This window comes from uncultured Bradyrhizobium sp. (assembly GCF_947648125.1).
Classification (GTDB): domain Bacteria; phylum Pseudomonadota; class Alphaproteobacteria; order Rhizobiales; family Xanthobacteraceae; genus Bradyrhizobium.
On the sequence record NZ_CANSMR010000002.1, the window covers coordinates 374,972 to 397,927 of the forward strand.

Below are 22,956 nucleotides of genomic sequence, written 5' to 3' on the forward strand. Positions count from 1 at the left end.
GGTAACGACACGCGAATGAGTCGGGCGCACCATGGAGGCTCGCTCCGGCCATAGGAGACTTTGACATGATCACGACGGGCCAAAATCAGGAATCGGCAACGATCTATCAATTCCCGGCTGGGGGCCGCGCGGCTCTCGGCGGACGCCGCTACGGCGAGATGCGGACGGCGCGCGAGCTTGTCGCTGAGGTCGAGACCTCCGCTTGCAGCGAGAGCTGGTACCATCAGGCGGCCATCGACGACGCTAAGCCGAGCCGCGATCACTGATGTCGATCAGGCAGAGAGGCGCGACGCAAAAACGTCAGACAGCAACAGAGCAGTAGGAAAGGGTCGGAACGCAGCGTTTCGGCCCTTTTTCATGCCAGCTCGCAGGCCGTCACCGGCCGCTTGGCGTGCCGGAGCCTGGTCAATCCAGCCCGCGTGATCTCAAGCGTGACCCCGCCGCCCCTGTAGCGCGTGCCCGTCAGCGACAGACGCTTCGTCAGTGTCACCGCCTTGCCGTCGAGTTGCAGATGCGCGCGGGTGTCCCCGCCAAAGAACGCCGCAATGAACTGCGTGCCGTCGGCACAATGATAATTCCGGAAGGCGGATTGCGCCGGCGCTGCCGAGGAACCAAAGATCTCGAAAAGAATTGCGCCGACGAGAATGGCGCCTCCGCGATAAGTCATATTCTCCCCCCGAGAGGCCGGTTATAGACCTGTCTGCGCCGACACTCCTGCGCCAGGATTCATCCACCAAGTTTTCTGCGCCAAGTTTTCTGCGCCAAGACCTCACCAGCTGCAACAGGCCCGCCCGATGTCAGAAGCCCCTGCCCGTCACCTCAATCTCGCCGGCGCCAGCAATTTTCGCGACCTTGGCGGCTACCAGACGCGTGACGGCCGGACGGTGCGCTGGCGGCAGATCTTCCGCTCCAACCATCTTGCCTATCTCACCGAGCAGGACATCGCTGTGGTGCGCTCGCTCGGGGTCAAGAGCGCGTTCGATTTCCGCGGCGTTGCCGAGCGCGCCGAGGCGCTGTGCAGCATGCGCGACGTTGCCGTGCATTCACTTCCGGTCGAGCCGACGGTGGTTGCTTCGCTGCGGGCGATCGCCAGCAACCGTCAACTTCTGGAATCCGACGCGATCGACGTGATGCGGGATTCCTACCGCGGTTATGTCCAGGACAACACGCCGCGCTATCGCACGCTGTTCGCTCATCTGCTCGAAGACCGCGCCCCGCTGGTGATCCACTGCACCGCGGGCAAGGACCGCACCGGCTTTGCCTGCGCGCTGATCCTGCATTCGCTTGGCGTCCCCGATCAGGTGATCGCGGACGACTATCTCCTGACCAACCAGTTCTACAAGCGCGACCCGGCCCACAGCACCGAGCTGCCCGATGACGTCAAGCAGGTGCTCGGCACCGTACGCGCGGCGTTTCTGGAGGCGGCGTTCGAGGCGATCGATGCCGATTATGGCGGCCTCGACGGATATTTCCGCGAAGGCCTCGGGCTCGGCCAGGCCGAGCGCAAGGCGCTTGAAGGCCGCTATCTGCAGGCCTGATCAATTCGCGCGAGCGCGATTCAATCAGAACCGAAGGAGCTCAGGCCGCAGCGGCCTCGAGCTCGAGCTCCGCGTCGAGATCGGCGATTACATCCTCGAAGGCCGAGATCGCCTGCTGGATTGCGGCGATCTGCATCAACTCCCAGCTGCCCACTGGTCCCGTGCGGTTTTGCAGCGCCACCACGAGATCGCGCCGCTGCTCCTTAAGCTGAACGAGCGGTAAACCGTGATCCGGAAGATTTCCCATTCGCATAACCCCTACCTTGGCTGGAGTTCCGCTTCTAAGGAAAGGGTTCTGAAAACGACTTACGGAACTGCCGCAAATTTTATCCAACCGGCCCACCTCCGTAGTCTTACGTAGTCGGGTCTAGGTGATGCCTTCCGGCTTCAAGGCCTCGTCGATCGCGCCGAACAGCGACTGGGTCACACAGTTCGTCGCCCATTCGCTGGTGTGAAGCTGCCCGCCATCGTCGAGCTCGCTAAGCGGAATCCCGGCATCGGCCCAGCGTTTCATCAGCGCGAAACGGCTGAACAGGTTGACGCCCTTGGTTGACGTGACCTCCGCGATCATCGGCATGATCACATTGGCGAGATTGAGCGCAGCGTCCGTTCCGACGATCGCCTGCGTGTACTGTGAATCCATCACGATCACGTCGAGCGGCTCCGCGGCGAGCACGTCGAGCCCGGCCTCCAGCGTGGCGCGGACCTCGGCCGGATTGTAGCTCTTGTAGACGGCGTTGGTGCCGACTTGCCAGATCACCAGCACCGGCGCCTCGGTCGTGACGTCGGACTCGATGCGCGAATATTCCTCCGGCGCTTCCTGGCCGCCGATCCCGCGGTTGATCACGTCGATCATCCGGCCGAAGAAGCGTTGCCGCAGCAGCATTTCGAGCCGCGGCGGGTATGGCAGGATGTTGTCGGCGCCCGCGGTCGACGACGATCCGAGCGCCACCACCTTGATCTTGCGCTGGTGCCTGAGCGCTTCCGCGAAGTGCGGCAGCCGATGAGCGAATTTGACGAGTTCGAGATGGGTTTCGCACGGCCTTGGTGTCGGCATCGCAAACATCCTTGAGGCGAATGAATTGATGAATGCGCGCAGTAGGAGACGAAATTGGCGGCATTGCAAATGAAATCCGCCTGATCATAGTGGGCAGCAACCTGTTGCTGATACGGAGACCGCCATGAACGGAAAAGCCATCGTCATCACCGGCGCGCTTGGCGCCCTTGGCAAAGTGGTCGCCGAAGAAGCCCTGGCGCGCGGCGCGCGCGTCGCCGGCATCGATCATGCGGCCTCGCAGCTTGCCGCGACGGCCGATCGTATCGAGCTCGGCAATATCGACCTCACCGACACCGCGCAGGCCACGGCTGCGATCGACAAGGCGGCGGCGCATTTCGGCCGGCTCGACGGGCTGATCAACATCGCGGGCGGCTTTACCTTCGAGGCGGTGAGCGACGGCGATCCCGCGACCTGGCAGCGCATGTTCGCGATGAACGTGATGACCGCCTTCAACACGTCGCACGCGGCGATTCCGCACCTCATCAGATCGGGCGCCGGACGGATCATCAATATCGGCGCACTCGGCGCCTTGCAGGCGGCCTCCGGCATGGGTCCCTACGCTGCCTCGAAGGCCGGCGTGCACCGCCTGACAGAGTCGCTCGCTGCCGAGCTCAAGGGCAAGGTCACGGTCAACGCGGTGCTGCCCTCGATCATCGACACCGCCGCCAATCGTGCCGCGATGCCGAAGGCCGATATCTCGAAATGGGTGACGCCGAAGGAACTCGCCGACGTCATCCTGTTCCTCGCCAGCGACGCCGCGAGCGCGGTCACCGGCGCACTGCTGCCGGTCAACGGGCGGGTTTAGCGCTCCACTTTGTCCCGACGTCTTTTCGCCCGATGCTAGCAATGCTATATATCTGGCATGACCACTGCCGAAGACATCGAGAAGGCCGTCGAACAGCTGGCTCCTCGCGAGCTTGCACGTTTTCGCGCCTGGTTTGAAACGTTCGATGCCGAGCGTTTCGATGCGGCGATCGAACGAGACGCAAAAGCCGGGAAGCTGGACGCCCTGGCAGACGAAGCCTTGACGGCGCATCGCGCCGGGCAGTCGCGCGACTTGTGAAGCACTCCGCCTCCCCGAAGTTTTGGGCCGCCTATCAACAGTTGCCTGTCCCAATCCGGGAGCTCGCCGACGCGAACTTCGCACTGTTGAAGCGCAATCCACGTCATCCATCTCTCCAATTCAAGAAGATCGGGCGGTTTTGGTCCGTTAGGGTCGGCTTGCGTTATCGAGCGCTCGCCGTCGAAACAAACGAGGGATATCTCTGGTTCTGGATCGGCTCTCACGCGGAATATGATCGCCTGATCAGCTAACGCCGCGAGCCCGTCGAGCATCGCCCGTTAGTCCGCAACCAGCAGCCGCAGCTTCGACCTGAAGCGGATGCTCTGCTTGCCGGCGAGCGCCATGCCGTCGCCCTCGGCGGTCTCGTCGGTGTAGGTGCCGGTAAAGCCGATTGTGACCACCTTGCGTTCCCACACCGGGCGCTCGCCATAGGTCGGCGAATGCTCCTCGTTGGTGACCTCGCCCTTCCACTTGCCGTCGGCCGCGGTGTAGCTGCCGTGGGCGAAGAAGAACGAGTCGCCGCCGCGCATCTGGCCGTCGCGCAGCACCATGACGCCCTGGTTGCCACCAGAGACGCCATCGAGAAATTCGACGGTGATGTGATAGAGGCCGTTCCGGATCATGAAATGGTCGCGCCCTGTCCCGGCACAATAATAGCCGCCTGGCCGCGCTTTGGGCAAATTCCATCCGCCTCAATGGGCGCAATTCCGCGCTATGCTGGCACCTGAGTCGCGGCGGGATGCCGCAGGAGCCGCCTGTTGGAAACCGCGCTTTATCTGCCCGTCAAACGCTTCCTGGAAAAGCTCGGCTTCACGGTGAAGGGCGAGGTCGGCGGCTGCGACCTCGTGGCACTGAGCGGCGGTGATCCGCCTGTCGTCGTGATCGGCGAACTGAAGCTCGCCTTCAATCTCGAACTGATCCTGCAGGCGGTCGATCGCGCCGGCGCCGCCGACGAGGTGTGGATCGCGGCCAAGGTGTCGGCCCGCGGCAAAGGCCGCGAGAGCGATGCGCGCTATCGCAATCTGTGCCGGCGGCTCGGCTTCGGCATGCTCGGCGTCACCGATCGCGGCGACGTCGAGGTGTTGGTGCCGCCGCCGACTGCGGCACCACGCCGCAATCCGAAGAAGCGCTCGCGCCTGATCACCGAGCATCGGAAACGCAAGGGCGATCCTGCCATGGGCGGATCGACGCGGGCGCCGATCATGACCGCCTACCGGCAGCAGGCGCTGGCCTGCGCCTGTGCGCTGTCGGATGGCCCCCGGCGAGTGCGCGACCTGCGCGCCGAGATTCCCGACGCCGGCAAGATCCTACAGCATAATGTCTACGGCTGGTTCGATCGCGCCGAGCGCGGCATCTATGTGCTGACCGATGCCGGCCGTGCCGCGTTGAAGCGCTGGCCGCAGCAGCCGATCAATGCATCAGGGGCGGAAGCCGCCCCGTAACAACAGGGGGAGATCATGATCGTCGTCACCGGCAGCGTTACCGCCCGCCCCGACTCGTTCGACGAGGTGCGGCGATTGAGCCTCGAACATGTCCATCGCTCGCGCACCGAGCCCGGCTGCATCTCGCACGCGGTGCATGTCGACTGCGAGAATCCGCTCAGGCTAGTATTTTTCGAGCAATGGGCCGACCCCGCCGCGTTGGCGGCGCATTTTGCGGTCCCCGCCTCGCGCGATTTCGTCCGCTCCCTGCAATCTCTTGCGGCCGTAGCGACCACCATCGAACTTTATGACGCTCACAAGATTGAGAGACTCTAGCTGCATGGCTGGATTGCCATCTCATATTCATATTGCAATGCAACATTGGGGACCTTACGTATCTCCCGCGATTCAAAGATGAGGCGGCGATGAGCGGAGACTGGAACACCAAGTATGGCACCCGGCGCGTGCGGCATGATCCGCCGACGCTGGAGGAGGCAATCTTCGCCGCCATCGGCATCACCGAAGACGTGGAGGCCCAGGCCGAGATCGCGTCGTCCCTGATGGGGCTGCCCTATGAAGAGGTGCTGGCCGAGGTGAAGAAGACCGCGCGCGTCAGCGCCCGCACCGGCACGGCAACCCGCGTGATCGCCGGCGAACAGGGCGCGCAGCGTTCGGTCGTGGTCGAGCGCCGTGTGGTCCGCCGCTTCGCGATCGACAAGCGCACCGGCACCTGAACAACGACATCCGGTTACTCAAAGAAAAAGGGCAATCAGCTGAGCGGATTGCCCTTTTTGTATTTGACGTGAGATCTCAGCTCAGGCTGCCCGGCCCCAGCCGGACATCTGCATCACCATTCGCCAGTAGGCGCGGTTCATGTCGACGATCGCGCGCGCGGCCTCGACCGGAGTCACCGGAGCAGCGACCGGCGCCGGTTCAGCCTGGTGCGGTTCGGTCAGATCGATGCTGCCAGTGGACTCGCCGTGACGGAAGGTCAGCTGGGCACCGAACTTGGTGGCGAGCGCACGCATCGCGTCGTTCTGCGCGCCCGTCGTGATGCGCAGGCTGCCGTAGCCCTTGGCATGCGCCTCGGCGATCAGCTTGCGGAACAGGGTGCTGCCGACGCCCCTGCGCCGAACCGACCGCTCCACGCTGAAGGCGATTTCCGGCTGTGCATCCGGTGACTGCTCCGGCGGATGCAACTCGGCCGCGCCGCGGACCACGCCATCCTCGAAATAGGCGATGATGACGGTGCCGTCGTTGGCGCAGCGCTCGGCATAGCGGCGGATGAAACTGTCGTCGATGAAGCCATGAAAACGATCATGGCGGCTGGTACGGTCCAGTCGCAGCAGGTGATCGCGCAGCAGAGGAAGCTCCTCCTGCTGGCTCAACGTCCGCACGGTGCCCTTGGCGGACGTCGGACGAATGGAATCATAGTTCATTTCATAACTCCTCTTGGTAGCCCTCGAGGAGGCGTCGAGTCCCTAGCACCCCTATATTGTGCGTCGCAGCATATAATTCAAGTCTCTAGATTCATTTAAGTAAACAATGATGTGATCGACAAATCACATCATTGCCTCATCATAATACCAATTGCGTTTGCGTAACCACCGCAACCAGCTTGCCGTCCTCGGTCTCCAGCCTGGTCTGCCAGACCTGGGTCCGCCGGCCCCGATGAACCGGTGTCGCCGTCGCGATCACGGTGGTGCCCTCCTTGGCCCCACCGATGAAGTTGGTCTTGCTCTCCAGCGTCGTGGTGCCCCTGGCGTCCTCAGGCAGGTTGATCACGGTGGCGGCGGCGCCGACCGAGTCGGCGAAGGCCATCACCGCACCGCCGTGGATGGTGTTGCGCAGGGTACAGAGGTCCGGCCGCACCAGCATTTTCGCGACCACGCGATCCGGGCTGGCTTCGGTGAAGGTGACGCCCTTCAGTTCCGCAAACGGCATCTTCATCGACTGGATCTTTTCGAGCGGCGTCATGGGCACTCCCTAGCTTATGCGGGCTTCTTCGAGATTGGTGTTCGGCATGATGGATTGCCTGACCGGGCCGGGCAATGACGTCAGAGGTAATGGTGAGGATGACGTCATGACCGCCGTGACAATCGCTGGCTGGTCTGCATACCGTCGGCGATGCGCGACTTCCCTCCCCGCCGGATCGTCTGCCTCACCGAAGAGACGGTCGAGACGCTGTACCTGCTCGGCGAGCAGGACCGCATCGTCGGCGTCTCCGGCTACGCGGTGCGGCCGCCCGAGGTTCGCCGCGAGAAGCCGCGTGTGTCGGCGTTCATCTCCGCCGACATTCCGAAGATCCTGGCACTTGAGCCCGATCTCGTGCTCGCCTTCTCCGATCTGCAGGCCGACATCGTCGCCGATCTCGTGCGCGCCGGTGTCGCCGTCCATGTCTTCAATCAGCGTGATGTCGCCGGCATCCTTGCGATGGTCCGCAGCCTCGGTGCGATGGTCGGCGCCGCCGAGCGCGCCGGGCAACTCGCGCAAGGACTCGAACAGCGGCTGGCCGCGATCGCAGCGACGCCGCGCCCGGCGCCGCGGCCAAAGGTCTATTTCGAGGAATGGGACGATCCCTTGATCAGCGGCATCGGCTGGGTGTCCGAACTGATCGACATCGCCGGCGGCGAAGACGCGCTGCCGCACCTGCGCGCGCACAAGGCCGCCAAGGATCGCATCGTCACGCCCGACGCCGTGCGCGCGGCGATGCCCGACGTGATCCTGGCGTCCTGGTGCGGCAAGAAGGTGGTGCCCGACCGGATCCGCAAGCGCACTGGGTGGAGTGACATTCCGGCCGTGCGCAACGACCGCATCGTCGAGATCAAATCGACGATCATCCTGCAGCCCGGCCCCGCCGCGCTGACCGACGGGCTTGATGCGATCGTGAAGGCTTTGTGGGCGGAGCGGGGTTGAGTACCTGCCGCCGTCATTGCGAGCGCAGCGAAGCAATCCATCTCACCGCTAGCCGCGAGATGGATTGCTTCGTCGCTTCGCTCCTCGCAATGACGAGGAAGGAGCGGAACTACGCCTTCTCTACCCCGCACCATTCAGCGATGAACAGCGCGGTCGCCTTGGTCGACTTCAGCAGCGAATCCAATTCGACATATTCGTTGAAGCCGTGCATCGCCGCACCACTGGCGCCGAAGCAGAGGCTCGGGATGTCGTAGTTCAGGCCGTAGAAGCGCGTGTCGGTCAGCGCGGTGAAGGCGCGGTCTTCCACCGCGCCGCCATAGACCGCCTGATGTGCCTTGGCGAAGGCGGCTTCCGGCGCCTCGGAATTCACCAGCTCATAGCCTTCCGACAGGAACCCCGACCATTCCACCTGCGGCGGATTGTTGGAGAGGAAACGATGGTCGCGCGCCGCGGCCGACACGCAGGCCAGAATCTCCTGCTGGCATTCGGCGATCGACCAGCCCGGCAGCACCGCGATGCGGCAGTCGACATCGCACCAGGCCGGCACGCTGGACGCCCAGTCGCCGCCCTTGATGATGCCCGGGTTGAAGTTGATCGGGTGATTGACGTCCTTGAAATGGCGGTCGGCCTTGGCGCGCTCGTTCCAGGCGATCTCGAGCTTCTCCAGCGCATGCATCAGGTGATATGCCGCCATGATCGCGTTCGAGCCGGCACCGGCCTCGAACACATGCACCGGGAAGCCGCGCACCTTCAGGCGGAACCAGATCACCCCGACCTGCGAGCGGATCATCTTGCCGTTGGTCGGCTCCGGGATAAAGCAGGCATCGGCGCGATAGCCGCGCTGCAAGGTCGAGAGCGCGCCGACGCCGGTGCTCTCCTCCTCGATGACAGACTGGAAGTGAATCCGCGCCGTCGGCTTCAGCCCGGCTTTCTTGATCGCATCCAGCGCATAGAGCGCGGCAATGGTGCCGGACTTCATGTCGCAGGCGCCGCGGCCGTACATCCTGCCGTCCTTGATGACCGGCGAGAACGGCGGCGTCTCCCACATCTCGAGCGGGCCGGTCGGCACCACGTCGCAGTGGCCCTGCAGGATCAGCGATTTGCCGGCATTGGTGGCCGGGCGATAGGTGCCGACCACCGTCCGCGCCTTGGAGAAATCATGCTCGATCGGGCCGAAGCCGCGCAGGTCCTTCAGCTCGTCGAGATTGATGTGCCAGTCGTCGACCTCATAGCCGCGCTCGCGCAGGAGATCGCCGATCATGTCCTGGCACGGCCCCTCGGCGCCGCGGGTCGAGGGGATCGCGACAAAGGCCTGCGTCGTCGCAAGCTGCGCATCGAATCCCTCGTCAACGGCGGCAAGGATTCGTTGTTGCGTCTCGGCAGTCATTCGGCAGCTCCATGGAGGACATCAGAAAAGGCGGGAGCCGCACCGTAACCCGATTTCACCCCTCCTTGTATTGCGCAAAATAGGCATCCCGCAATGCATCTTCGAGCAGACGGCCTTCCGAATAGCCATCAAGCGTCGCAGGCCGCGTCACGCCGTCGAGCAACCGCGGGCACGGCTCGGGTGCGCCGAGCACGGTGCGAACCGGAATACGCTCGGCATAGATCGGCAACTCGTAATCCTCGTCGTCGTCGGCGACGCCCTTGGCGCGCACTTTTGCCGAGGCCTCCTCGATCTCCATCGCGATGAACGAGGTCGCCTTGATCTCCTGCTTGTTGCTGGCGCGCAGGCTCGCGGTGCGCTCGGGAAAGAAGCGGTCGACCATCGCAACGATCGCGCGCTCCTTCTCCTCGGGGTCGGTCACGAGATAGGCTGACCCGAACGCCATCACCGCGCGATAGTCGGCCGAATGGTTGAAGCCGCAGCGCGCCAGCACCAGGCTGTCGAGATGGGCGACCGTCAGGCACACCCGCTGGCCTTCGGACTGGTTCTCCAGCATCCGGCTCGCGCTGGAGCCATGCCAGTAGAGCTTGGTGCCCTCGCGCCAGAAGAAGGTCGGCGTGCAATAGGGCTGGCCGTCGATCACGTAGGAGACATGGCACAGCATCGAGGCGTCCAGGATCTTGTGCACGGTGGCGTGGTCGTAGAAGCCGCGGTCATGGCGGCGCTTGACCCGGTTGCGGGACGACATGGGGTAGGACGGAGTGGACGCGCCTTCGGTCACGGCAGTGCCTTTCGAAATCTGGAATCTGTCCAGAGTTGTAGCGGCCCATTTGGTCTGCGATAGTGCCAATTCCATGCGAAAAATTCCGACCAATTCTCGAGAGCCCACGGCGCGCAAGCCGGAGCTGCCGCTCGACCTCACCGGCCCGCACGTGACCGCGGGCGCGGCCTCGCAGCAGCGGCTCTATCAGGCGCTGTGCCACACCATCGTCGGCGGCCTCGTCAAGCCGGGCGAGCCGCTGCCGCCGTCGCGCGCGCTGGCGAAACAGACCGGCTTCCGCCGCAACGCTGTCACTACGGCCTATGAGCGGCTGATCGCCGACGGCTTTGCAGTGGCGACCACGGGTTCCGGCACCTTCGTTGCGGCGCGCATTCCGGCCCAGGCCACCGCGCCGCGACGCGCCAAGATCGAGATCGAGCCGCCGCAGCACAACGCGCTGTCGCTCGGCTGCACGCATATCGATGACCGCGCGCTGCAGCGCTTCCGCGCCTTTGCCGGTCGCCGGCTGCGCGCCTTCGGCTCCGAGCATCTGCATTACGGCGATCCCCGCGGCAGCAGCGAGTTGCGCGCCGCGATCTCGGACCATTTGCTGTCGGCGCGTGGGCTGCGCTGCGATCCCGACCAGATCATGCTGGCCTCGGGCACGCTGCATGCGCTGCGCATCGTGCTCGGCGCCATCCTCAAGCCCGGCGATCAGGTCTGGTGCGAGGACCCCGGCTATCCGGCGGCGCGGCGTGCGATCGAGCATTGCGGCTATCGTCCGGTGTCGGTGCCGGTCGATGGCTCGGGCATGCGCATCGACAAGGGACGCGTATCCGCTCCCGCGGCGCGCGCCGCCTATGTCACGCCGTCGCACCAATTTCCGCTCGGCGTGCAGATGTCCATGCCGCGCCGGCTCGAGCTGCTCGACTGGGCCCGGGATGCCGGCGCCTTCGTGTTCGAGGACGATTACGACAGCGAGTTCCGTTACGACGGTGCGCCGCTGCTGTCGCTCGCCGGCATCGATCATCTGCGCCGCGTGATCTACATGGGCACGTTCGCGAAGACGCTGTTTCCGGGATTGCGGATCGGTTACTGCGCCCTGCCCGAAGCCTTGATCGGTCCGGTGACGGCGGCGCGCGCCGCGCTCGATCGCTTTCCCGGCACCCTGATGGAAGGCGCGGTCGCCGACATGCTGAACTCCGGCGCCTTCGCCGCCAACCTGCGCAAATCGCGCAAACTCTATCGCGAGGCGCGCGACGTGCTGGCGGCGACACTCACCCGTGCATCGGAGGGTGAGCTCACGGTTCCCGTGCCGTCGCAAGGCCTGCATCTCGTGGCGCGGCTCGATCCCTTAACCGATCCGCTGATCGCCGCGCAGGCCAAGGCCAATGCGGGCGTCGGCGGCTGGCTGCTGGCCGAGACCTATCATCGCGCACGGCCCCTGCCCGGCTTCGTGCTGGGATTCTCCGGTCATCCGGTTCCGCAACTTGTCGCGTCTGCGGAACAATTGGCGCAGACGACGCTGGCTGCGCTGCGCGCGACGCGCAAGAAATCCGTCAAGCCGTCCGCCACGCCGCAGCGCTCTAGGAGAATCGCAACCACCTGACTAAGGTCGCCCGCGTTCAGTCAGTGTCCGCCTATGGAGATACCGGATGCCCAATCGCAACGTCCTGTATCTCGTGATCGGCGCGCTGGTCGTGATCACAGGGATGCTCGGCTACAATCTGTATCAGGCGAAGAAGCAGCCCGAAGGCCTGCAGATCAATGTCGGCCCCGACGGGGTCAAGATCCAGAACAAGTGAAGGAGGCTGCGATGCCGCGCATTGGATTGGTCGCGCTGGTCAGCGCCGCCGCGCTTGTCGCGATCATTCATTCCGCCTCCGCACAGACCGTCATGCGCGAGGCCGACATCGTCGACCTCCGGGTCGGTCAGCGCGTCCTGGTCGACGACGGCTCCTGCCCGGCCGGGCAGATCAAGCAGGTGATCGGCGCCAGGCTGAGCCAGAACGGCGTGGTGCGGACCCAAAGTTGCGTGCCGCGCCTCGCCAAAAAGTAAAGCGCCCCGCTGTCGCGAGGCGCCTCATTCATCATTGCTTCGGCAACACGCCGCTCAGTTCGAGATCGGCTCGAACATGCATTGCAGCGTCGGCTTGGCGATCTTGGTGAAGGTCGGGCCAATCTCGTTTTGCTTGGACGGCGGCACCCAATCGGTCTCGATGGTCGGCACGCCGGTCTCGCTGATGCCGCGCAGCAGCGCCTGGCGCAGATCGGGATCGTCCACCGTCGCGGCAGCATGGTCGTGCAGGCAACCGCACACGGCCTCGGGATGCGCCCAGCGCCCGAGCATATGCGGCGCGCATTGGCGCACGAACTCGTCGCGCGGCTCAGGCACCCGGTACAGCGAGCGGATCTGCATCGACTCGAGTGGAAGTTGGGATTGGGCCTGCGCGGAACCTGCCAAGAGACCCATCAGGGCGAGCGATGCCAGGATCGCGGCGGAACAGATACGGAGCAACATGGGGAGCCTTTACCGGCAGTTCTGTTTGTCGCGTCGCGCTCAGTTGGCCTGCGCCATCACCATCGTGGCCGAGGTGACCACCGGCGAGCCGTTATAGGAGAAGGTGCCGATACCGGGCAAACCGTTGTCCGGGGTGCCAGCCATCGACGAACCGGCCATCACGAAGGCGAAGGCGAGGATCAGGCTCATGGTCCGCATCTGACAGTCTCCGTCATTCCCGTTCGGCGTCCGGCGCCGTTGTTGACGGTTTGATAACGATCTGCCGTTTCGGGAGTTCTGCGGAACAAGCCGAAAATGGTTTCGTCGGCCGGAGAATTGTTTCGTCGGCGGGCCGCCCACGAAACATTGGCCGGAAAACACCAATGTTTTCAGTGAGAGTGCGACGCCCGTGAGCGCGTTCAACATTTCGCGCACGAGGGCCGCCCGGCGGCTGCACGCTGGCCCGCGGATTATGCGCGCAAATTGAGGGAGCTACCGCGCTTTCTTAACTTTCCTCTGCTGAGACAGGAAGCAGCACAGCAAGAGCGGTGTGAACCGGCCGGCGGTTCGGCCGACTCATCTGGGCACCGTGCAACCATCTTCGCGGTGGCACGTTGTCGTGATTCCCGATCCAACGGAGGATGTCAGTCGTGGGCAATGGCAACATCGGTGTTGGCAATCAATCCGCGGCCGGCAAATCCGGCCAGCAGCAACAGATGACGGCCGCGATGCCGCAGCAGGGCGCTTACGTGATGGGCGACAATGAATGCGCGCAGCAGAAGCTGGTCCGCCTCGTCGGCTGCCGCGACTCGAAGGTCAAGCCAGGCCTCAGCAGCGTCGGCACGAAGCAGTTCGGGCAAACCAACCGCTAGCTCGTCCGCCGCTTCAGCCACCCGGGCCAAGCCCCTGCTCCTGCTACTGAATGAACTCGCCGCACTTCTGCACAGCGGTGGCGTCGGCCGCGCCCCAAGGCATGATCGGAACCGACGACGTCGAATTCTTCGGCGAGCCCTCGATCAGCTTGTCGGAATACACCATGTAGACCAGCACATTGCGCTTGGCGTCGCAGCCGCGCACGATCTGCATCTTCTTGAAGAACAGCGACCGTCGCTTGCTGAACATGTCGTCGCCCTGGCCGAGCTTGCTCTTGAAGCGGATCGGCCCGATCTGCCGGCAAGCCAGCGAGATATCGGAGACTTCCTCGGCGAGGCCGAGCCAGCCCTTGAAGCCGCCCCTCTCCGGAACCGTGAAGTGACAGGCGACGCCCTCGACCTCGGGGTCGTCGACGCCATAGGTGGCGAGCTTGTCGTTGGGGCTCACCCATTTGAACACCGTCGAGCGGCGAAAGATCAGGTCCGGCTCGTCGGCCGCGGCTGCAGGAACTGCCTGTCCCAAGGCCAGCAACATCAGCAGCGCCGCGCAGCCCCATCGAGACAACAGTCGCACGTCACACAAGCTCACATTTCTCGATGTCATTGAGGTCTCCGCGGGGTGGGTTCCGCCTATGTAGTGCGCAAACGCCGCACAGGAAGGCGCTGACAGTTCGGTGATCAGACCGGGCGCTTTAACCTCCTGTGAGGCTTTTTTGTTACTCTTTCGTCGAAAAACCGCCCCTCACGGAAGGGTTAGATCGCTTGCGCTGGTGAACGCGTTCGGCGTCTGCGACAACCAACAGATAGTTTGGACTGGGATTCGGAATATGCGCGCAATCGGACGTCGGATCTCGATTTTTGATTCTGCGAATGGGCGGTTCTGGCAGTTTGCAATTCTGACAGCGGCCGGCACTGTCGCCGCTTCCTCGCAGGCCGATGCAGCGCTGTTCTACTGGAATCGTGACTCCGCCTATTACGGCGATGTCGAGCCGATGCCGCCGCAGCAGCCACGGCCGAAGCCGAAGCGCAGTACAGCCAAGAAGAATCCGGCGATCGAGAAAGAGGCCGGCCGCAAGCCGCAGGGTCCCCTGATCATCTCGGTCTCGATCGACCAGCAGCGCGTCAGCATCTACGACGCCAACGGCCTCTACGCCGAGAGCCCGGTATCGACGGGCATGAAGGGGCATTCGACCCCGATGGGTGTCTTCAGCGTCATCCAGAAGCAGAAGTACCACCAGTCCAACATCTATAGCGGCGCGCCGATGCCCTACATGCAGCGCATCACCTGGTCGGGCATTGCTATGCACGCCGGCGTGCTGCCCGGCTATCCGGCCTCGCATGGCTGCATCCGCATGCCGACGTCGTTTGCGGTCAAGATGTACAACTGGACGCGGATGGGCGCCCGCGTGTTCGTCACGCCGGGCACGATCTCGCCGGAGAATTTCTCGCATCCGCTGCTGGTGACGCAGAAGGTCACGCCGCAGCAGCCGGTTGCCGATGATGTTCTGAAGATGGATGCGCCGCTCGGCGTGAAGAGTGACAAGGGTGCCGACAAGCAATCCAGTCTCGACTTGCGCACCAGCGTCGGCCATGCCGCCGCCGCGTCGCTGCGCGACAACACCCACACCGCCGATGCCAGCGGCGCGATGCCGGCGGCAAGCGCGTCGGCGACGATGTCCGATGCGTCCTCCTCCGCGCGCGACGCCATTGCGGAGAAGATCGCGGCTGACAAGTCCGAGGCGAGCGCGACCGAGCCTGCCGCTGCCGACAAGCCGGCCGACACCAACTCCGCCGCTGGCGACAGCAGCGTCGTCACCGACGACAAGACGGTCGGCGAGGTCACCGGCAGCACCGACACGCCGAAGTCCGAGGTGTCCGCAAGCGACCCGGTGAAGGCCGAAGCCAAGGCCGATGAGCCGAAGGCGGACGCGGCCAAGACTGATGCGGCCAGCAAGGACGCAACCAAGGCGGCGGATGCGGTCAAGCCCGCCGAGGCGGCGACTGCCGCCGACGCCAACCAGGATGCGGCCAAGGATCCGGCACGGCTGCCGGGCGTTGCCAAGATCGACATACCTAAGCGCGCCGGCCAGATCGCGGTGTTCATCAGCCGCAAGGATTCCAAGCTCTATGTACGGCAGAACTTTGCACCGCTGTTCGAGGTGCCGGTGACGATCGCGGCCAGCGACCGGCCGCTCGGCACGCATGTATTCACCGCGGAAACCGACAAGACGGATGCGAACCTGCTGCGCTGGTCGGTGGTGACGCTGCCGACCCGGAGCGCCGCCCGCATCGACGTCGAGGAGCGCGCCTCGCATCGTCGCAAGATCGCGGCCGCAGCGCCGGTCGAGGCGAAGCCGCAGCCGGCGACCAACACCCCGGCCGAGGCGCTCGACCGCATCTCGATTCCGGCCGACGCGATGGCGCGGATCAACGAAGCGCTCGGCACCGGCGGATCGATCATCGTCTCAGACCTCGGCGTGAACCAAGGTGAGACCGGCGAAGGCACCGACTTCATCCTGCCGCTGCGCTGATCCTTCCGGCCCCTCATTCTGAGAGCCAGAATCACGTTCGGTCATGGCCGGGCTTGTCCCGGCCATCCACGTCTTGTCTTGCTCGATTGGAGCGAAGGACGTGGATGCCCGGCACAAGGCCGGGCCTGACGGCTGCGGTGTCGCGATATCCCCAATAACGCCTTCTTGAAAGCCTGCGCCTGGCCGCTGGATTATGATCCCGACGAACATCTGTTCCGGGGACGAGACCATGATGGACCGCAGGACAATGATCGTGGCGGCCTTCGCCGCGGCCGCAGGATCCCGTGCGCTGCATGCGGAGCAGCCTGCCATGAGCCGGATCACGGCCTACGCCTTCTCATTTCCGGCACTCTCCGGCGGCGACATTCGGCTCGCCGACTATGCCGGCCATCCCCTGATGATCGTGAACACGGCCTCGCTCTGTGGCTTCACGCCGCAATATGCCGGCCTGCAGCAACTGTGGACCGAATTTCGCGACCGCGGCTTCGTCATCATCGGCGTGCCTTCCAATGATTTCGGCGGCCAGGAACCCGGCGGCCCGACCGAGATCGCCGAGACCGCGCAGCATCAATACGGCGTCACCTTCCCGATCGCGGCCAAAGCCGTGGTCAAGGGCGCAAACGCGCATCCGTTTTACCGTTGGGCGGCGGAGGCACGGCCCAAGGACGTGCCGCGGTGGAATTTCCACAAATACCTGATCGGCCGCGACGGCTATATCGCCGACGTCTTCCCTGAGTCGGTCGCGCCGGACGACACGCGCATCAAGACCGGGATCGCACGGGCACTGGCGGCGGCCTGAGAGGCGGCGGTAATCCCCGGAATTAACTGGGATTTCGGACAGAGCCCCGCCACGTTCATTGCCTTGGCGTCGCCACTGTGACTAGGGTACGATCGGTTTGGGGGTGAAGCGGCCTTGGTTGCGGCAGTGCCGGCACCGGGACCGCGATCAGCAGGGAACACGCCATGCGCATTGCGGCAGGTCTGATTTTCGCAGGGACCGTATCGTTGCTCGCGTCGAGCGCAGCCTGGTCGCAGACGCCGCCCGCCAAGGGCGCCGCCGCAGCGCCGGCGGCAGCACCAGCGGCCGCAGCTCCAGCGCCTGCCGCAGCTGCGCCGGCGCCCGCCGCAGCGGCCGCTCAAGTGCCGCCGAAGCAAGCGCCGCAGCCGGCGCGCGCCGCCTGCAACAATCCGAACGCGCTCGGCGTCGCCCGGACCGTCGAGATCGACACCACCGGCGGACCCGGCTTCGGCTTCGAGCATTTCAAGCAGCTCGACTTCCTGCGCGATCATGAAGTGGTGCTGACCTTCGACGACGGTCCGTGGCCGGCCAACACGCCGGCGGTGCTGAAGGCGCTCGCGGATGAATGCACCACGGGCATCTTCTTCCCGATCGGCAAGCACGCCACCTATCACCCCGAAATCCTGCGCCAGGTCTATGCCGCCGGCCACACCGTCGGCTCGCACACCTGGTCGCACGAGAATCTGAACAACAAGAAGCTGACCGAGGATCAGAAGAAGGACGAGATCGAGCGCGGCCTGGCTGCGGTCAAATGGGCGCTCGAGACATCACCCTCGCCGTTCTTCCGCTTCCCGGCGCTGCAGCATCCGCCGGAGATGGTGACCTATCTCGGCAATCGCAACATCGCGATCTTCTCCTGCGATCTCGACTCCTTCGACTTCAAGTCGAAGAACTCGCAACAGGTGATCGACACCGTGATGAAGAAGCTCGCCAAGCTCGGCAAGGGCATCATCCTGATGCACGACTTCCAGAAGCACACTGCGGAAGCGCTGCCCACGTTGCTGACGCAGCTCAAGGCCGGCGGCTACAAGGTGGTCGCGATGCGCGCGAAATTCCCGGCGACCGTGCTGCCGCAATACGAGCAGGAGCTTGCCAAGGACGTCAAGCTGCCGACCGTGAGCTCGCGGCCGGTGAACAGCGTCGTCACCACTGTCGATCAGTAAACGCGCCGGCGATATTTCTGGTGTCTGGGTTGCGTATCGAGGGTTTCGTCATCGTCTCCGCCGATGGCCGGTTGGCGAACGCGCGGAATGTGATGCCTGACGACCTCAAGATCGAGGGCGACAAGCGGTTCTTCACCGCTGCCCTCGACCGTGCCGACCTCGTCGTGCATGGCCGCCACTCCCAGGAAGAGCAGCCGAACGCACCGAAACGGCGCCGCGTGATCCTGACCGGCAAGGTCGCCGCGATCGCACCCGACCCGGACAATCCGAAGGCGTTGTTGTGGAATCCCGCCGGCTGCCCGTTCGAGACCGCGAGCCGCGAGGCCGGCGTGAGCTCGGGCATGGTCGCCATCATCGGCGGCCCCGGCGTGTTCGGCATGTTCATGGACCGCTACGACACGTTCTGGCTCTCGGTCGCACCGAAGGTGCGCATCCCCGACGGCGAGCCATGCTTTCCCGGCGTCCCTGCCCGCACCCCGCAGCAGGTGCTGTCAGCGCACGGCCTTCACGCCGGCGCGCCGCAACTGATCGACGCCGCGCAGGATGTCAGCGTCACGCCGTGGCGACGGGTGGGTTGATTCCGGTCAAGCCACTGCGGCGCGTAACATCAGCTGCGCTGCTTGCGGAACGAGTTCTTCACCGTGATCTTGTCGCCCTCGAACTGAAAGACGTCGCAACCCGCGACTTCGACCGCCAGGCCGTCAGCGCCTGTGCCCGTGAAAACCCACTCCGAGCAGCCACGATCACCGGAGACGAAATGACGAGCGCCGTTCCAGCGCGCGTCCGGAAACAACTGCCACGCACGCATGAAGCCGCGGCGCACCTCTTCCCTGCCGCGATACACCGTGCCTGATACGTCGGGCCCGGCATTGGCCTCGAACACACAATCGTCGGCCATGAACGACATCAGATCGTCGATGGCGTGACGATTCCAGGCGTCGGCGAACGCTTCGAGCGTTGCAATGGTCACCTTGCGATCGGACGTCATGCGGCAGCCCTGACCGCATCCGCGAGGTGAAGCCGGTCATGGAGGAATTCCGCAATCATCGTCTCGACGTCGCATGCGCTTCCATCGGCGCGGAGCACCGTCGCGGTACGCTGATAGAAGTGATCGGCACCGGCCACATGCACGAACTGATTGGCGAGTCCAACGCGGTCAAAATGCGCGCGCATCTCGCCGATACCGTCGAGAATGACCGGAAGATCGCGTTCGCCATGGAACACCAGAGCGGCCGGCGCGATCGCACCGTCGGTGAGATGGAAATCCATCGTCGGCCCGGCGATACGGCCGGACAACGCGACAACGGCGGCAACCGGCGCCCGTTCCGCAAATGCTGCATTGAGCGCGATTGCGGCGCCCGCAGAGAAGCCTCCGCACACGATCCGCGTGACGTCGACGCCATAGGCCTGAGACCGGTTGCGGACGAAGTTGATCGCCTTCGTCATGTCGTCGGTCGCGGCTTCCAGCTCGTCGGCCATCATTTGCGGCGTGCATGGCGGCAGGCCGAGGATGTTGCGGACGAAGTCGATACGGTCGGTATTTTGCGGCTGGCCCGGCAACAGGAACGGCGTGACGCCGGGGTCGGGCGCCTCCTGCATCAGCCGGTAGTCGATCGAGAAGCAGACATAGCCGCGGCGCGCGAACTCACGGCAATACTCCGCCATCGCCGTGCTCGGGTTCTCGCCCTCGAACACTTCCACGCCCTTGGCGCCGCGATGGAATGCGCCGCCGAACGCGAGGATGAGTGCCGGTCGCGGCGCCTTGCCGTCACCGGCCGGACGGTAGACGTCGAGCTTGAGCTCGCGGTAGCGCGCAGGTCCCTTCCCCGCGACGTAGCCGACGCCGCCGACGCCATAGGTGACGTCGGGCGTGAACACGACGTCGTGGACCTTGTCGAGATAGAGTGCGTCGGCCGGTGGCCTGGACGAAACAGTGCTCACGGAATCCTCCTCACGTTCGAGCCGGCCGCGCCGGACCGGTGCTGCCACGCACGATCAGTTCGGTGGCCAATTCGATATGCTCCACGCCGGCAGCGCCGGCGAGCTTCGCCAGCAGGCTGCTTGCGGCCATCCGCCCCATCTCAGCGGCGGGCGTTCTGACCGTCGTGATCGCCGGGGTCATGGCCGCCGCAATGTCGAGGTCGCCATAGCCCACGACGGACACATCGCGCGGCACCGACAGGCCGCGCGACGTGCATTCCATCATCGTGCCCGCGGCGAGCAGATCGTTGGCACAAATCACCGCGGTCGCGTCGGGAAAACGCGCCTGCGCGGTCCGGAATGCATTGCGGCCGTCCTGCAGCCCGCTGCCGCCGGCGAAGATCACGCGGTCGCGTGGAAACGCGACGCCGCGACCAGCGAATGCGTCCTCGATGCCGGCCAGGCGATCGCGTTCGCGGTCGCTGACGTTCAGGAACGCCATGATGGCGACGACGTCGCGATGGCCGAGGTCGAGCAGATGATTGACGACCGGTTGGATCGCCTTGCGATGATCGAACCCGACCGACGCGACCGTGGTGTCGTAGGACCAGGTGACGATGAACGGCTTGCCGAGGTCATTGAGCAGCGGCAGCAAGGCTGGATCGTGCTGCATGCCGACCAGCACAACGCCATCGACGCCCTGCCGGATCATCGAGCGAACCGCCGCGAGCTCGGTCTTCTCGTCGAAATCCGATGTGGCCAGCAGCAGCGTGTAGCCGTGTCTTGCGATCTCGGACTGCAAGCCCTCGACGGTGCTCGCGAAGTAGGCGTGGCGAAGCGCGGGCACGACAGCGCCGATCACCATGCTGCGGTTGCGGCGCAAAGACCGCGCCAGGCCATCGGGAATGTAGTTGAGCTCTGCGGCTGCGGCGTTGACCCGCTTCAGCGTCGCTTCGTTGAGCAGGTCCGGCGTGTTGAACGCCCGCGACACGGTCGCCGGCGACACTCCAGCGAGATCGGCGACCTGCGCCAGCCTTGAGACACCGCTTGGGGATTTGTTCCGGACCGCAATCATAGATTCTGATATCTATTTCATCATAATCATGAGTAGGCCGGCGAGCCGGCAAAGTCAACGAGGCCAACAACGGCTAGATAAGACACTGATAATACGCATATTGTGGAAGATTTAGGCGCCCCGCCCACATATCAGGCGATGCAGGCCCTTGACGCGAGGCGTCTCGGATGTCCTGATTATGAAATTGATTTCATAACAGGGACGGACGATGCGCAACACTCCCTACTTTGCTGGTTGGTATGTCGTGGCCGGTTCGGGCATCGGCATCGCTTTTGGCTCGCTGCCCTTCTTCGCCGCAGGCTTTGCGCTGCTCGCCGGCGCGATGGCCAAGGATTTCGGCTGGAGCCAGCCCGAAGTCGCCAAGGCCGCGTCGATCTTCTTGCTGCTGCAAATGGTCGCCTACCCGTTTTGCGGCTGGCTCCTCGACCGCTGGGGCTCACGCAGATTTGCGGTCGCCAGCATCGCGCTATTTGCCGCATCGGTGCTGGTGCTGAGCCGGATCGACGGCTCGCTCTTGCAGTTCTATCTTGCCTTCGCCCTGATCGGCATCGTCAGCGCCGGCACTAATGTCGTCTCCTATGCCCGCGCCATTGCGCTGTGGTTCAACCGCAAGCGTGGGCTGGCGCTCGGCATCGCGGCGAGCGGACAGGCACTCGGGTCGTTCGTGATCCCGATCCTCGCACACCGGCTGATTTCGACGCACGGCTGGTCGTTTGCGCTGGTTGCGATGGCTGCATTCGAACTCGTGGTCTGCCTGCCGCTGGTGGCGCTGCTGGTCAAGGACAGCCCAAAGCCGTTCGGCCTGCTGCCCGATGGCGCGAGCAGCACCCAGGCGCCCGGTACAAGCGCACCGGCTGATGACGGCATGACGGTCGGCAAGATCGTCCGAACCGGCGTGTTCTGGAAACTTGCGATCTGCTTTGCCGTGATGGGCATGTCGTTCTACGCGATCGCGCCCAACATCGTTTACATTTTGACCAAGAAGGCCGGGATGAGCCTTGCCGATGTTGCGACGGTCCAGGCGGCCTCGGGCATCGCCGTTCTGTTCGGACGAATCGGCTTTGGCTATCTGCTCGACCGGGTGCACGCGCCGTTCGTCGGCATCGTTGCCCTAGCGCTCACCAGCATCTGCGCCATGACCTATGCAACGACGTCGATACCGACGTTGATCATCATCGCAGCCGTCCTCAGCGGACTTGCGATCGGTGGCGACACCGATTTGATGCCGTATCTCGCCAGCCGCTATTTTGGCACGGCTGCGGTGTCGCGGATCTTCGGCTGGTTCCTGTTCGCCTTCTTCCTTGGCGCCGCGATCGGGCCCGTCGCCTTCGCCCAGCTGAGCGCGACCTTCGGAGGCTCCGACATTCCGCTGATGCTGCTGGCGGGAGTGCAAGCCATCCCTGCCCTGTTGTTCATCTCGATCGGCCGCTACCGGACCGGACCGGCCGAGGCCTCCGGCCTCACCGCGGCGGCATCGTCGTGAGCCGCTTTACACATCCCCATACGCCGGGTCGTCGCGGCGCGGGCCGCGGCCGTAGCCGGCGATGATGAACAACGCGCCGATCAGCGACAGGTTCTTCAGCGCGTCGATCAGGGTCTTGGCATTGTCGGGCGCCGGCTGATTCCAGAAATCATGGAAATAGAAGGTCGTGAAGCACACGAAGATGATCAGCAGAATCGCGAAGAACCGCGCTAGCACGTTCACCGCGATCATCAGCCCCGCGATGATCTCGAAGCCGCCGATCGTGATCGCCAGCAGCTGCATGAAAGGCATGCCGACGAAGGTCTCGATCTGCTGCGTATAGGGCGCGACGATGGCCGGGATCGTCACCTTGGCCGTGAGCAGATCCGCCGTTGCCTGGATGCCGAACAGCTTGCTCGCCCCCGAATAGAGGAACAGCACGGCGAACAGAATCCGTCCGAAGGTGATGAACGCTGGCATGGGTCGGCCTCA

The 22,956-nt window shown here is 64.4% G+C and carries 33 protein-coding genes; 17 read left to right on the plus strand and 16 right to left on the minus strand.

The genetic code is table 11. From position 1 onward, the window contains the following. Positions 1–65: 65 nt before the first annotated feature. Positions 66–266: a DUF2735 domain-containing protein gene (locus Q0030_RS05350; protein WP_298363737.1), complete on the plus strand. Its 201-nt coding sequence runs from the start codon at positions 66–68 to the stop codon at positions 264–266. Positions 267–355: 89 nt separating this feature from the next. Here Q0030_RS05350 and Q0030_RS05355 read toward each other — a convergent pair whose 3' ends face one another. Continuing rightward, the gene (locus Q0030_RS05355) at positions 356–667 is read right to left on the minus strand and encodes an MliC family protein (protein WP_298363738.1); all 312 of its coding nucleotides are present in this window, start codon (positions 665–667) and stop codon (positions 356–358) included. Between the two features lie 127 nt (positions 668–794). Between Q0030_RS05355 and Q0030_RS05360 the strand changes: the two genes are divergently transcribed. Then, positions 795–1,538 (plus strand): tyrosine-protein phosphatase, encoded by a 744-nt coding sequence (locus tag Q0030_RS05360; protein ID WP_298363739.1) that lies wholly within the window; start codon positions 795–797, stop codon positions 1,536–1,538. 40 nt (positions 1,539–1,578) lie between these two features. Here the strand turns inward: Q0030_RS05360 and Q0030_RS05365 are convergent, their stop codons facing one another. Together Q0030_RS05365 and Q0030_RS05370 are read right to left on the minus strand one after the other, a co-directional pair. Continuing rightward, positions 1,579–1,785, minus strand: a complete 207-nt coding sequence (locus Q0030_RS05365; protein ID WP_298363741.1) for a hypothetical protein — start codon at positions 1,783–1,785, stop codon at positions 1,579–1,581. 120 nt (positions 1,786–1,905) lie between these two features. Further along, the gene (locus Q0030_RS05370) at positions 1,906–2,595 is read right to left on the minus strand and encodes an SGNH/GDSL hydrolase family protein (protein WP_298363742.1); all 690 of its coding nucleotides are present in this window, start codon (positions 2,593–2,595) and stop codon (positions 1,906–1,908) included. 124 nt (positions 2,596–2,719) lie between these two features. On the opposite strand from Q0030_RS05370, the gene fabG reads away from it, so the two are divergent. Genes fabG through Q0030_RS05385 form a run of 3 tightly spaced genes read left to right on the plus strand, consistent with a single transcriptional unit; the run spans position 2,720 to position 3,909 of the window. Continuing rightward, complete coding sequence (gene fabG, locus Q0030_RS05375) at positions 2,720–3,400, plus strand: 3-oxoacyl-ACP reductase FabG (RefSeq protein ID WP_298363743.1); 681 nt, start codon at positions 2,720–2,722, stop codon at positions 3,398–3,400. Positions 3,401–3,457: 57 nt separating this feature from the next. After that, positions 3,458–3,658: a hypothetical protein gene (locus Q0030_RS05380; protein WP_298363744.1), complete on the plus strand. Its 201-nt coding sequence runs from the start codon at positions 3,458–3,460 to the stop codon at positions 3,656–3,658. Beyond that, on the plus strand, positions 3,655–3,909 hold the full coding sequence (locus Q0030_RS05385) for a hypothetical protein (protein ID WP_298363745.1): 255 nt from the start codon (positions 3,655–3,657) through the stop codon (positions 3,907–3,909). Before Q0030_RS05380 ends, Q0030_RS05385 begins: the two co-directional genes overlap by 4 nt. A gap of 27 nt (positions 3,910–3,936) precedes the next feature. On the opposite strand, the gene Q0030_RS05390 is transcribed toward Q0030_RS05385, so the two are convergent. Continuing rightward, entirely contained in the window at positions 3,937–4,281 is a 345-nt protein-coding gene (locus Q0030_RS05390; protein WP_092113555.1) for a GrlR family regulatory protein, read from the minus strand. Between the two features lie 135 nt (positions 4,282–4,416). Here Q0030_RS05390 and Q0030_RS05395 point away from each other — a divergent pair, with 135 nt between their 5' ends. The 3 genes from Q0030_RS05395 (at position 4,417) to Q0030_RS05405 (ending at position 5,813) form a co-directional block, all read left to right on the plus strand. Then, on the plus strand, positions 4,417–5,100 hold the full coding sequence (locus tag Q0030_RS05395) for a DUF2161 family putative PD-(D/E)XK-type phosphodiesterase (RefSeq protein WP_298363749.1): 684 nt from the start codon (positions 4,417–4,419) through the stop codon (positions 5,098–5,100). Between the two features lie 15 nt (positions 5,101–5,115). Continuing rightward, the gene (locus Q0030_RS05400) at positions 5,116–5,415 is read left to right on the plus strand and encodes a putative quinol monooxygenase (RefSeq protein ID WP_298363751.1); all 300 of its coding nucleotides are present in this window, start codon (positions 5,116–5,118) and stop codon (positions 5,413–5,415) included. Between the two features lie 89 nt (positions 5,416–5,504). Further along, the gene (locus Q0030_RS05405; protein WP_298363752.1) at positions 5,505–5,813 is read left to right on the plus strand and encodes a hypothetical protein; all 309 of its coding nucleotides are present in this window, start codon (positions 5,505–5,507) and stop codon (positions 5,811–5,813) included. Between the two features lie 81 nt (positions 5,814–5,894). Here Q0030_RS05405 and Q0030_RS05410 read toward each other — a convergent pair whose 3' ends face one another. Both Q0030_RS05410 and Q0030_RS05415 read right to left on the minus strand, forming a co-directional pair. Then, entirely contained in the window at positions 5,895–6,518 is a 624-nt protein-coding gene (locus Q0030_RS05410; RefSeq protein WP_298363753.1) for a GNAT family N-acetyltransferase, read from the minus strand. A 139-nt stretch (positions 6,519–6,657) separates the two neighbouring features. Then, positions 6,658–7,056 carry a PaaI family thioesterase gene (locus tag Q0030_RS05415; RefSeq protein ID WP_298363755.1) on the minus strand — a complete coding sequence of 133 codons (399 nt, stop codon included), beginning with the start codon at positions 7,054–7,056 and terminating at the stop codon, positions 6,658–6,660. A gap of 150 nt (positions 7,057–7,206) precedes the next feature. Here Q0030_RS05415 and Q0030_RS05420 point away from each other — a divergent pair, with 150 nt between their 5' ends. Beyond that, on the plus strand, positions 7,207–7,995 hold the full coding sequence (locus tag Q0030_RS05420) for a cobalamin-binding protein (RefSeq protein ID WP_298363758.1): 789 nt from the start codon (positions 7,207–7,209) through the stop codon (positions 7,993–7,995). Positions 7,996–8,104: 109 nt separating this feature from the next. Here the strand turns inward: Q0030_RS05420 and Q0030_RS05425 are convergent, their stop codons facing one another. Both Q0030_RS05425 and Q0030_RS05430 read right to left on the minus strand, forming a co-directional pair. Continuing rightward, on the minus strand, positions 8,105–9,382 hold the full coding sequence (locus Q0030_RS05425; RefSeq protein WP_298363761.1) for an ArgE/DapE family deacylase: 1,278 nt from the start codon (positions 9,380–9,382) through the stop codon (positions 8,105–8,107). Between the two features lie 55 nt (positions 9,383–9,437). Continuing rightward, positions 9,438–10,163, minus strand: a complete 726-nt coding sequence (locus tag Q0030_RS05430; protein WP_298364581.1) for a pyridoxamine 5'-phosphate oxidase family protein — start codon at positions 10,161–10,163, stop codon at positions 9,438–9,440. 73 nt (positions 10,164–10,236) lie between these two features. Here Q0030_RS05430 and Q0030_RS05435 point away from each other — a divergent pair, with 73 nt between their 5' ends. From Q0030_RS05435 to Q0030_RS05445, 3 genes are read left to right on the plus strand one after another with little or no spacing between them, the layout of a single operon-like run. Further along, the gene (locus Q0030_RS05435) at positions 10,237–11,751 is read left to right on the plus strand and encodes a PLP-dependent aminotransferase family protein (protein WP_298363764.1); all 1,515 of its coding nucleotides are present in this window, start codon (positions 10,237–10,239) and stop codon (positions 11,749–11,751) included. A gap of 46 nt (positions 11,752–11,797) precedes the next feature. After that, positions 11,798–11,947: a hypothetical protein gene (locus tag Q0030_RS05440; RefSeq protein WP_244063434.1), complete on the plus strand. Its 150-nt coding sequence runs from the start codon at positions 11,798–11,800 to the stop codon at positions 11,945–11,947. Positions 11,948–11,958: 11 nt separating this feature from the next. Then, positions 11,959–12,201 carry a DUF6719 family protein gene (locus Q0030_RS05445; RefSeq protein WP_298363766.1) on the plus strand — a complete coding sequence of 81 codons (243 nt, stop codon included), beginning with the start codon at positions 11,959–11,961 and terminating at the stop codon, positions 12,199–12,201. A gap of 54 nt (positions 12,202–12,255) precedes the next feature. Here Q0030_RS05445 and Q0030_RS05450 read toward each other — a convergent pair whose 3' ends face one another. The 4 genes from Q0030_RS05450 to Q0030_RS05465 all read right to left on the minus strand — a co-directional run bounded on the left by Q0030_RS05450 (position 12,256) and on the right by Q0030_RS05465 (position 14,118). Then, positions 12,256–12,663, minus strand: a complete 408-nt coding sequence (locus Q0030_RS05450) for a hypothetical protein (RefSeq protein ID WP_298363767.1) — start codon at positions 12,661–12,663, stop codon at positions 12,256–12,258. Positions 12,664–12,702: 39 nt separating this feature from the next. Next, positions 12,703–12,861, minus strand: a complete 159-nt coding sequence (locus tag Q0030_RS05455; RefSeq protein WP_298363768.1) for a hypothetical protein — start codon at positions 12,859–12,861, stop codon at positions 12,703–12,705. Positions 12,862–13,286: 425 nt separating this feature from the next. Beyond that, positions 13,287–13,544: a hypothetical protein gene (locus Q0030_RS05460; protein WP_298363770.1), complete on the minus strand. Its 258-nt coding sequence runs from the start codon at positions 13,542–13,544 to the stop codon at positions 13,287–13,289. Between the two features lie 13 nt (positions 13,545–13,557). Continuing rightward, positions 13,558–14,118: a CreA family protein gene (locus Q0030_RS05465; protein WP_298363771.1), complete on the minus strand. Its 561-nt coding sequence runs from the start codon at positions 14,116–14,118 to the stop codon at positions 13,558–13,560. A gap of 223 nt (positions 14,119–14,341) precedes the next feature. Here Q0030_RS05465 and Q0030_RS05470 point away from each other — a divergent pair, with 223 nt between their 5' ends. From Q0030_RS05470 to Q0030_RS05485, 4 genes are all read left to right on the plus strand, one after another. Then, positions 14,342–16,045, plus strand: a complete 1,704-nt coding sequence (locus Q0030_RS05470; RefSeq protein WP_298363772.1) for a L,D-transpeptidase family protein — start codon at positions 14,342–14,344, stop codon at positions 16,043–16,045. Between the two features lie 229 nt (positions 16,046–16,274). Then, positions 16,275–16,844 carry a glutathione peroxidase gene (locus Q0030_RS05475; protein ID WP_298363773.1) on the plus strand — a complete coding sequence of 190 codons (570 nt, stop codon included), beginning with the start codon at positions 16,275–16,277 and terminating at the stop codon, positions 16,842–16,844. A gap of 164 nt (positions 16,845–17,008) precedes the next feature. Continuing rightward, on the plus strand, positions 17,009–18,007 hold the full coding sequence (locus Q0030_RS05480) for a polysaccharide deacetylase family protein (protein WP_097675574.1): 999 nt from the start codon (positions 17,009–17,011) through the stop codon (positions 18,005–18,007). A 20-nt stretch (positions 18,008–18,027) separates the two neighbouring features. Next, the gene (locus Q0030_RS05485; protein ID WP_298363776.1) at positions 18,028–18,585 is read left to right on the plus strand and encodes a dihydrofolate reductase; all 558 of its coding nucleotides are present in this window, start codon (positions 18,028–18,030) and stop codon (positions 18,583–18,585) included. A gap of 29 nt (positions 18,586–18,614) precedes the next feature. Here the strand turns inward: Q0030_RS05485 and Q0030_RS05490 are convergent, their stop codons facing one another. The 3 genes from Q0030_RS05490 to Q0030_RS05500 are packed head-to-tail and all read right to left on the minus strand — an operon-like array spanning position 18,615 to position 21,002. Then, on the minus strand, positions 18,615–18,995 hold the full coding sequence (locus Q0030_RS05490; protein ID WP_298363779.1) for a nuclear transport factor 2 family protein: 381 nt from the start codon (positions 18,993–18,995) through the stop codon (positions 18,615–18,617). Beyond that, on the minus strand, positions 18,992–19,948 hold the full coding sequence (locus Q0030_RS05495; protein WP_298363781.1) for an alpha/beta hydrolase fold domain-containing protein: 957 nt from the start codon (positions 19,946–19,948) through the stop codon (positions 18,992–18,994). The genes Q0030_RS05490 and Q0030_RS05495 overlap by 4 nt, the downstream gene beginning before the upstream one ends. Before the next feature lie 10 nt (positions 19,949–19,958). Beyond that, entirely contained in the window at positions 19,959–21,002 is a 1,044-nt protein-coding gene (locus tag Q0030_RS05500) for a substrate-binding domain-containing protein (RefSeq protein WP_298363783.1), read from the minus strand. A gap of 208 nt (positions 21,003–21,210) precedes the next feature. Here Q0030_RS05500 and Q0030_RS05505 point away from each other — a divergent pair, with 208 nt between their 5' ends. Then, complete coding sequence (locus Q0030_RS05505) at positions 21,211–22,485, plus strand: MFS transporter (RefSeq protein ID WP_298363785.1); 1,275 nt, start codon at positions 21,211–21,213, stop codon at positions 22,483–22,485. A gap of 6 nt (positions 22,486–22,491) precedes the next feature. On the opposite strand, the gene Q0030_RS05510 is transcribed toward Q0030_RS05505, so the two are convergent. Further along, positions 22,492–22,944: a DoxX family protein gene (locus tag Q0030_RS05510; RefSeq protein ID WP_050401433.1), complete on the minus strand. Its 453-nt coding sequence runs from the start codon at positions 22,942–22,944 to the stop codon at positions 22,492–22,494. Between the last annotated feature and the right edge of the window lie 12 nt (positions 22,945–22,956).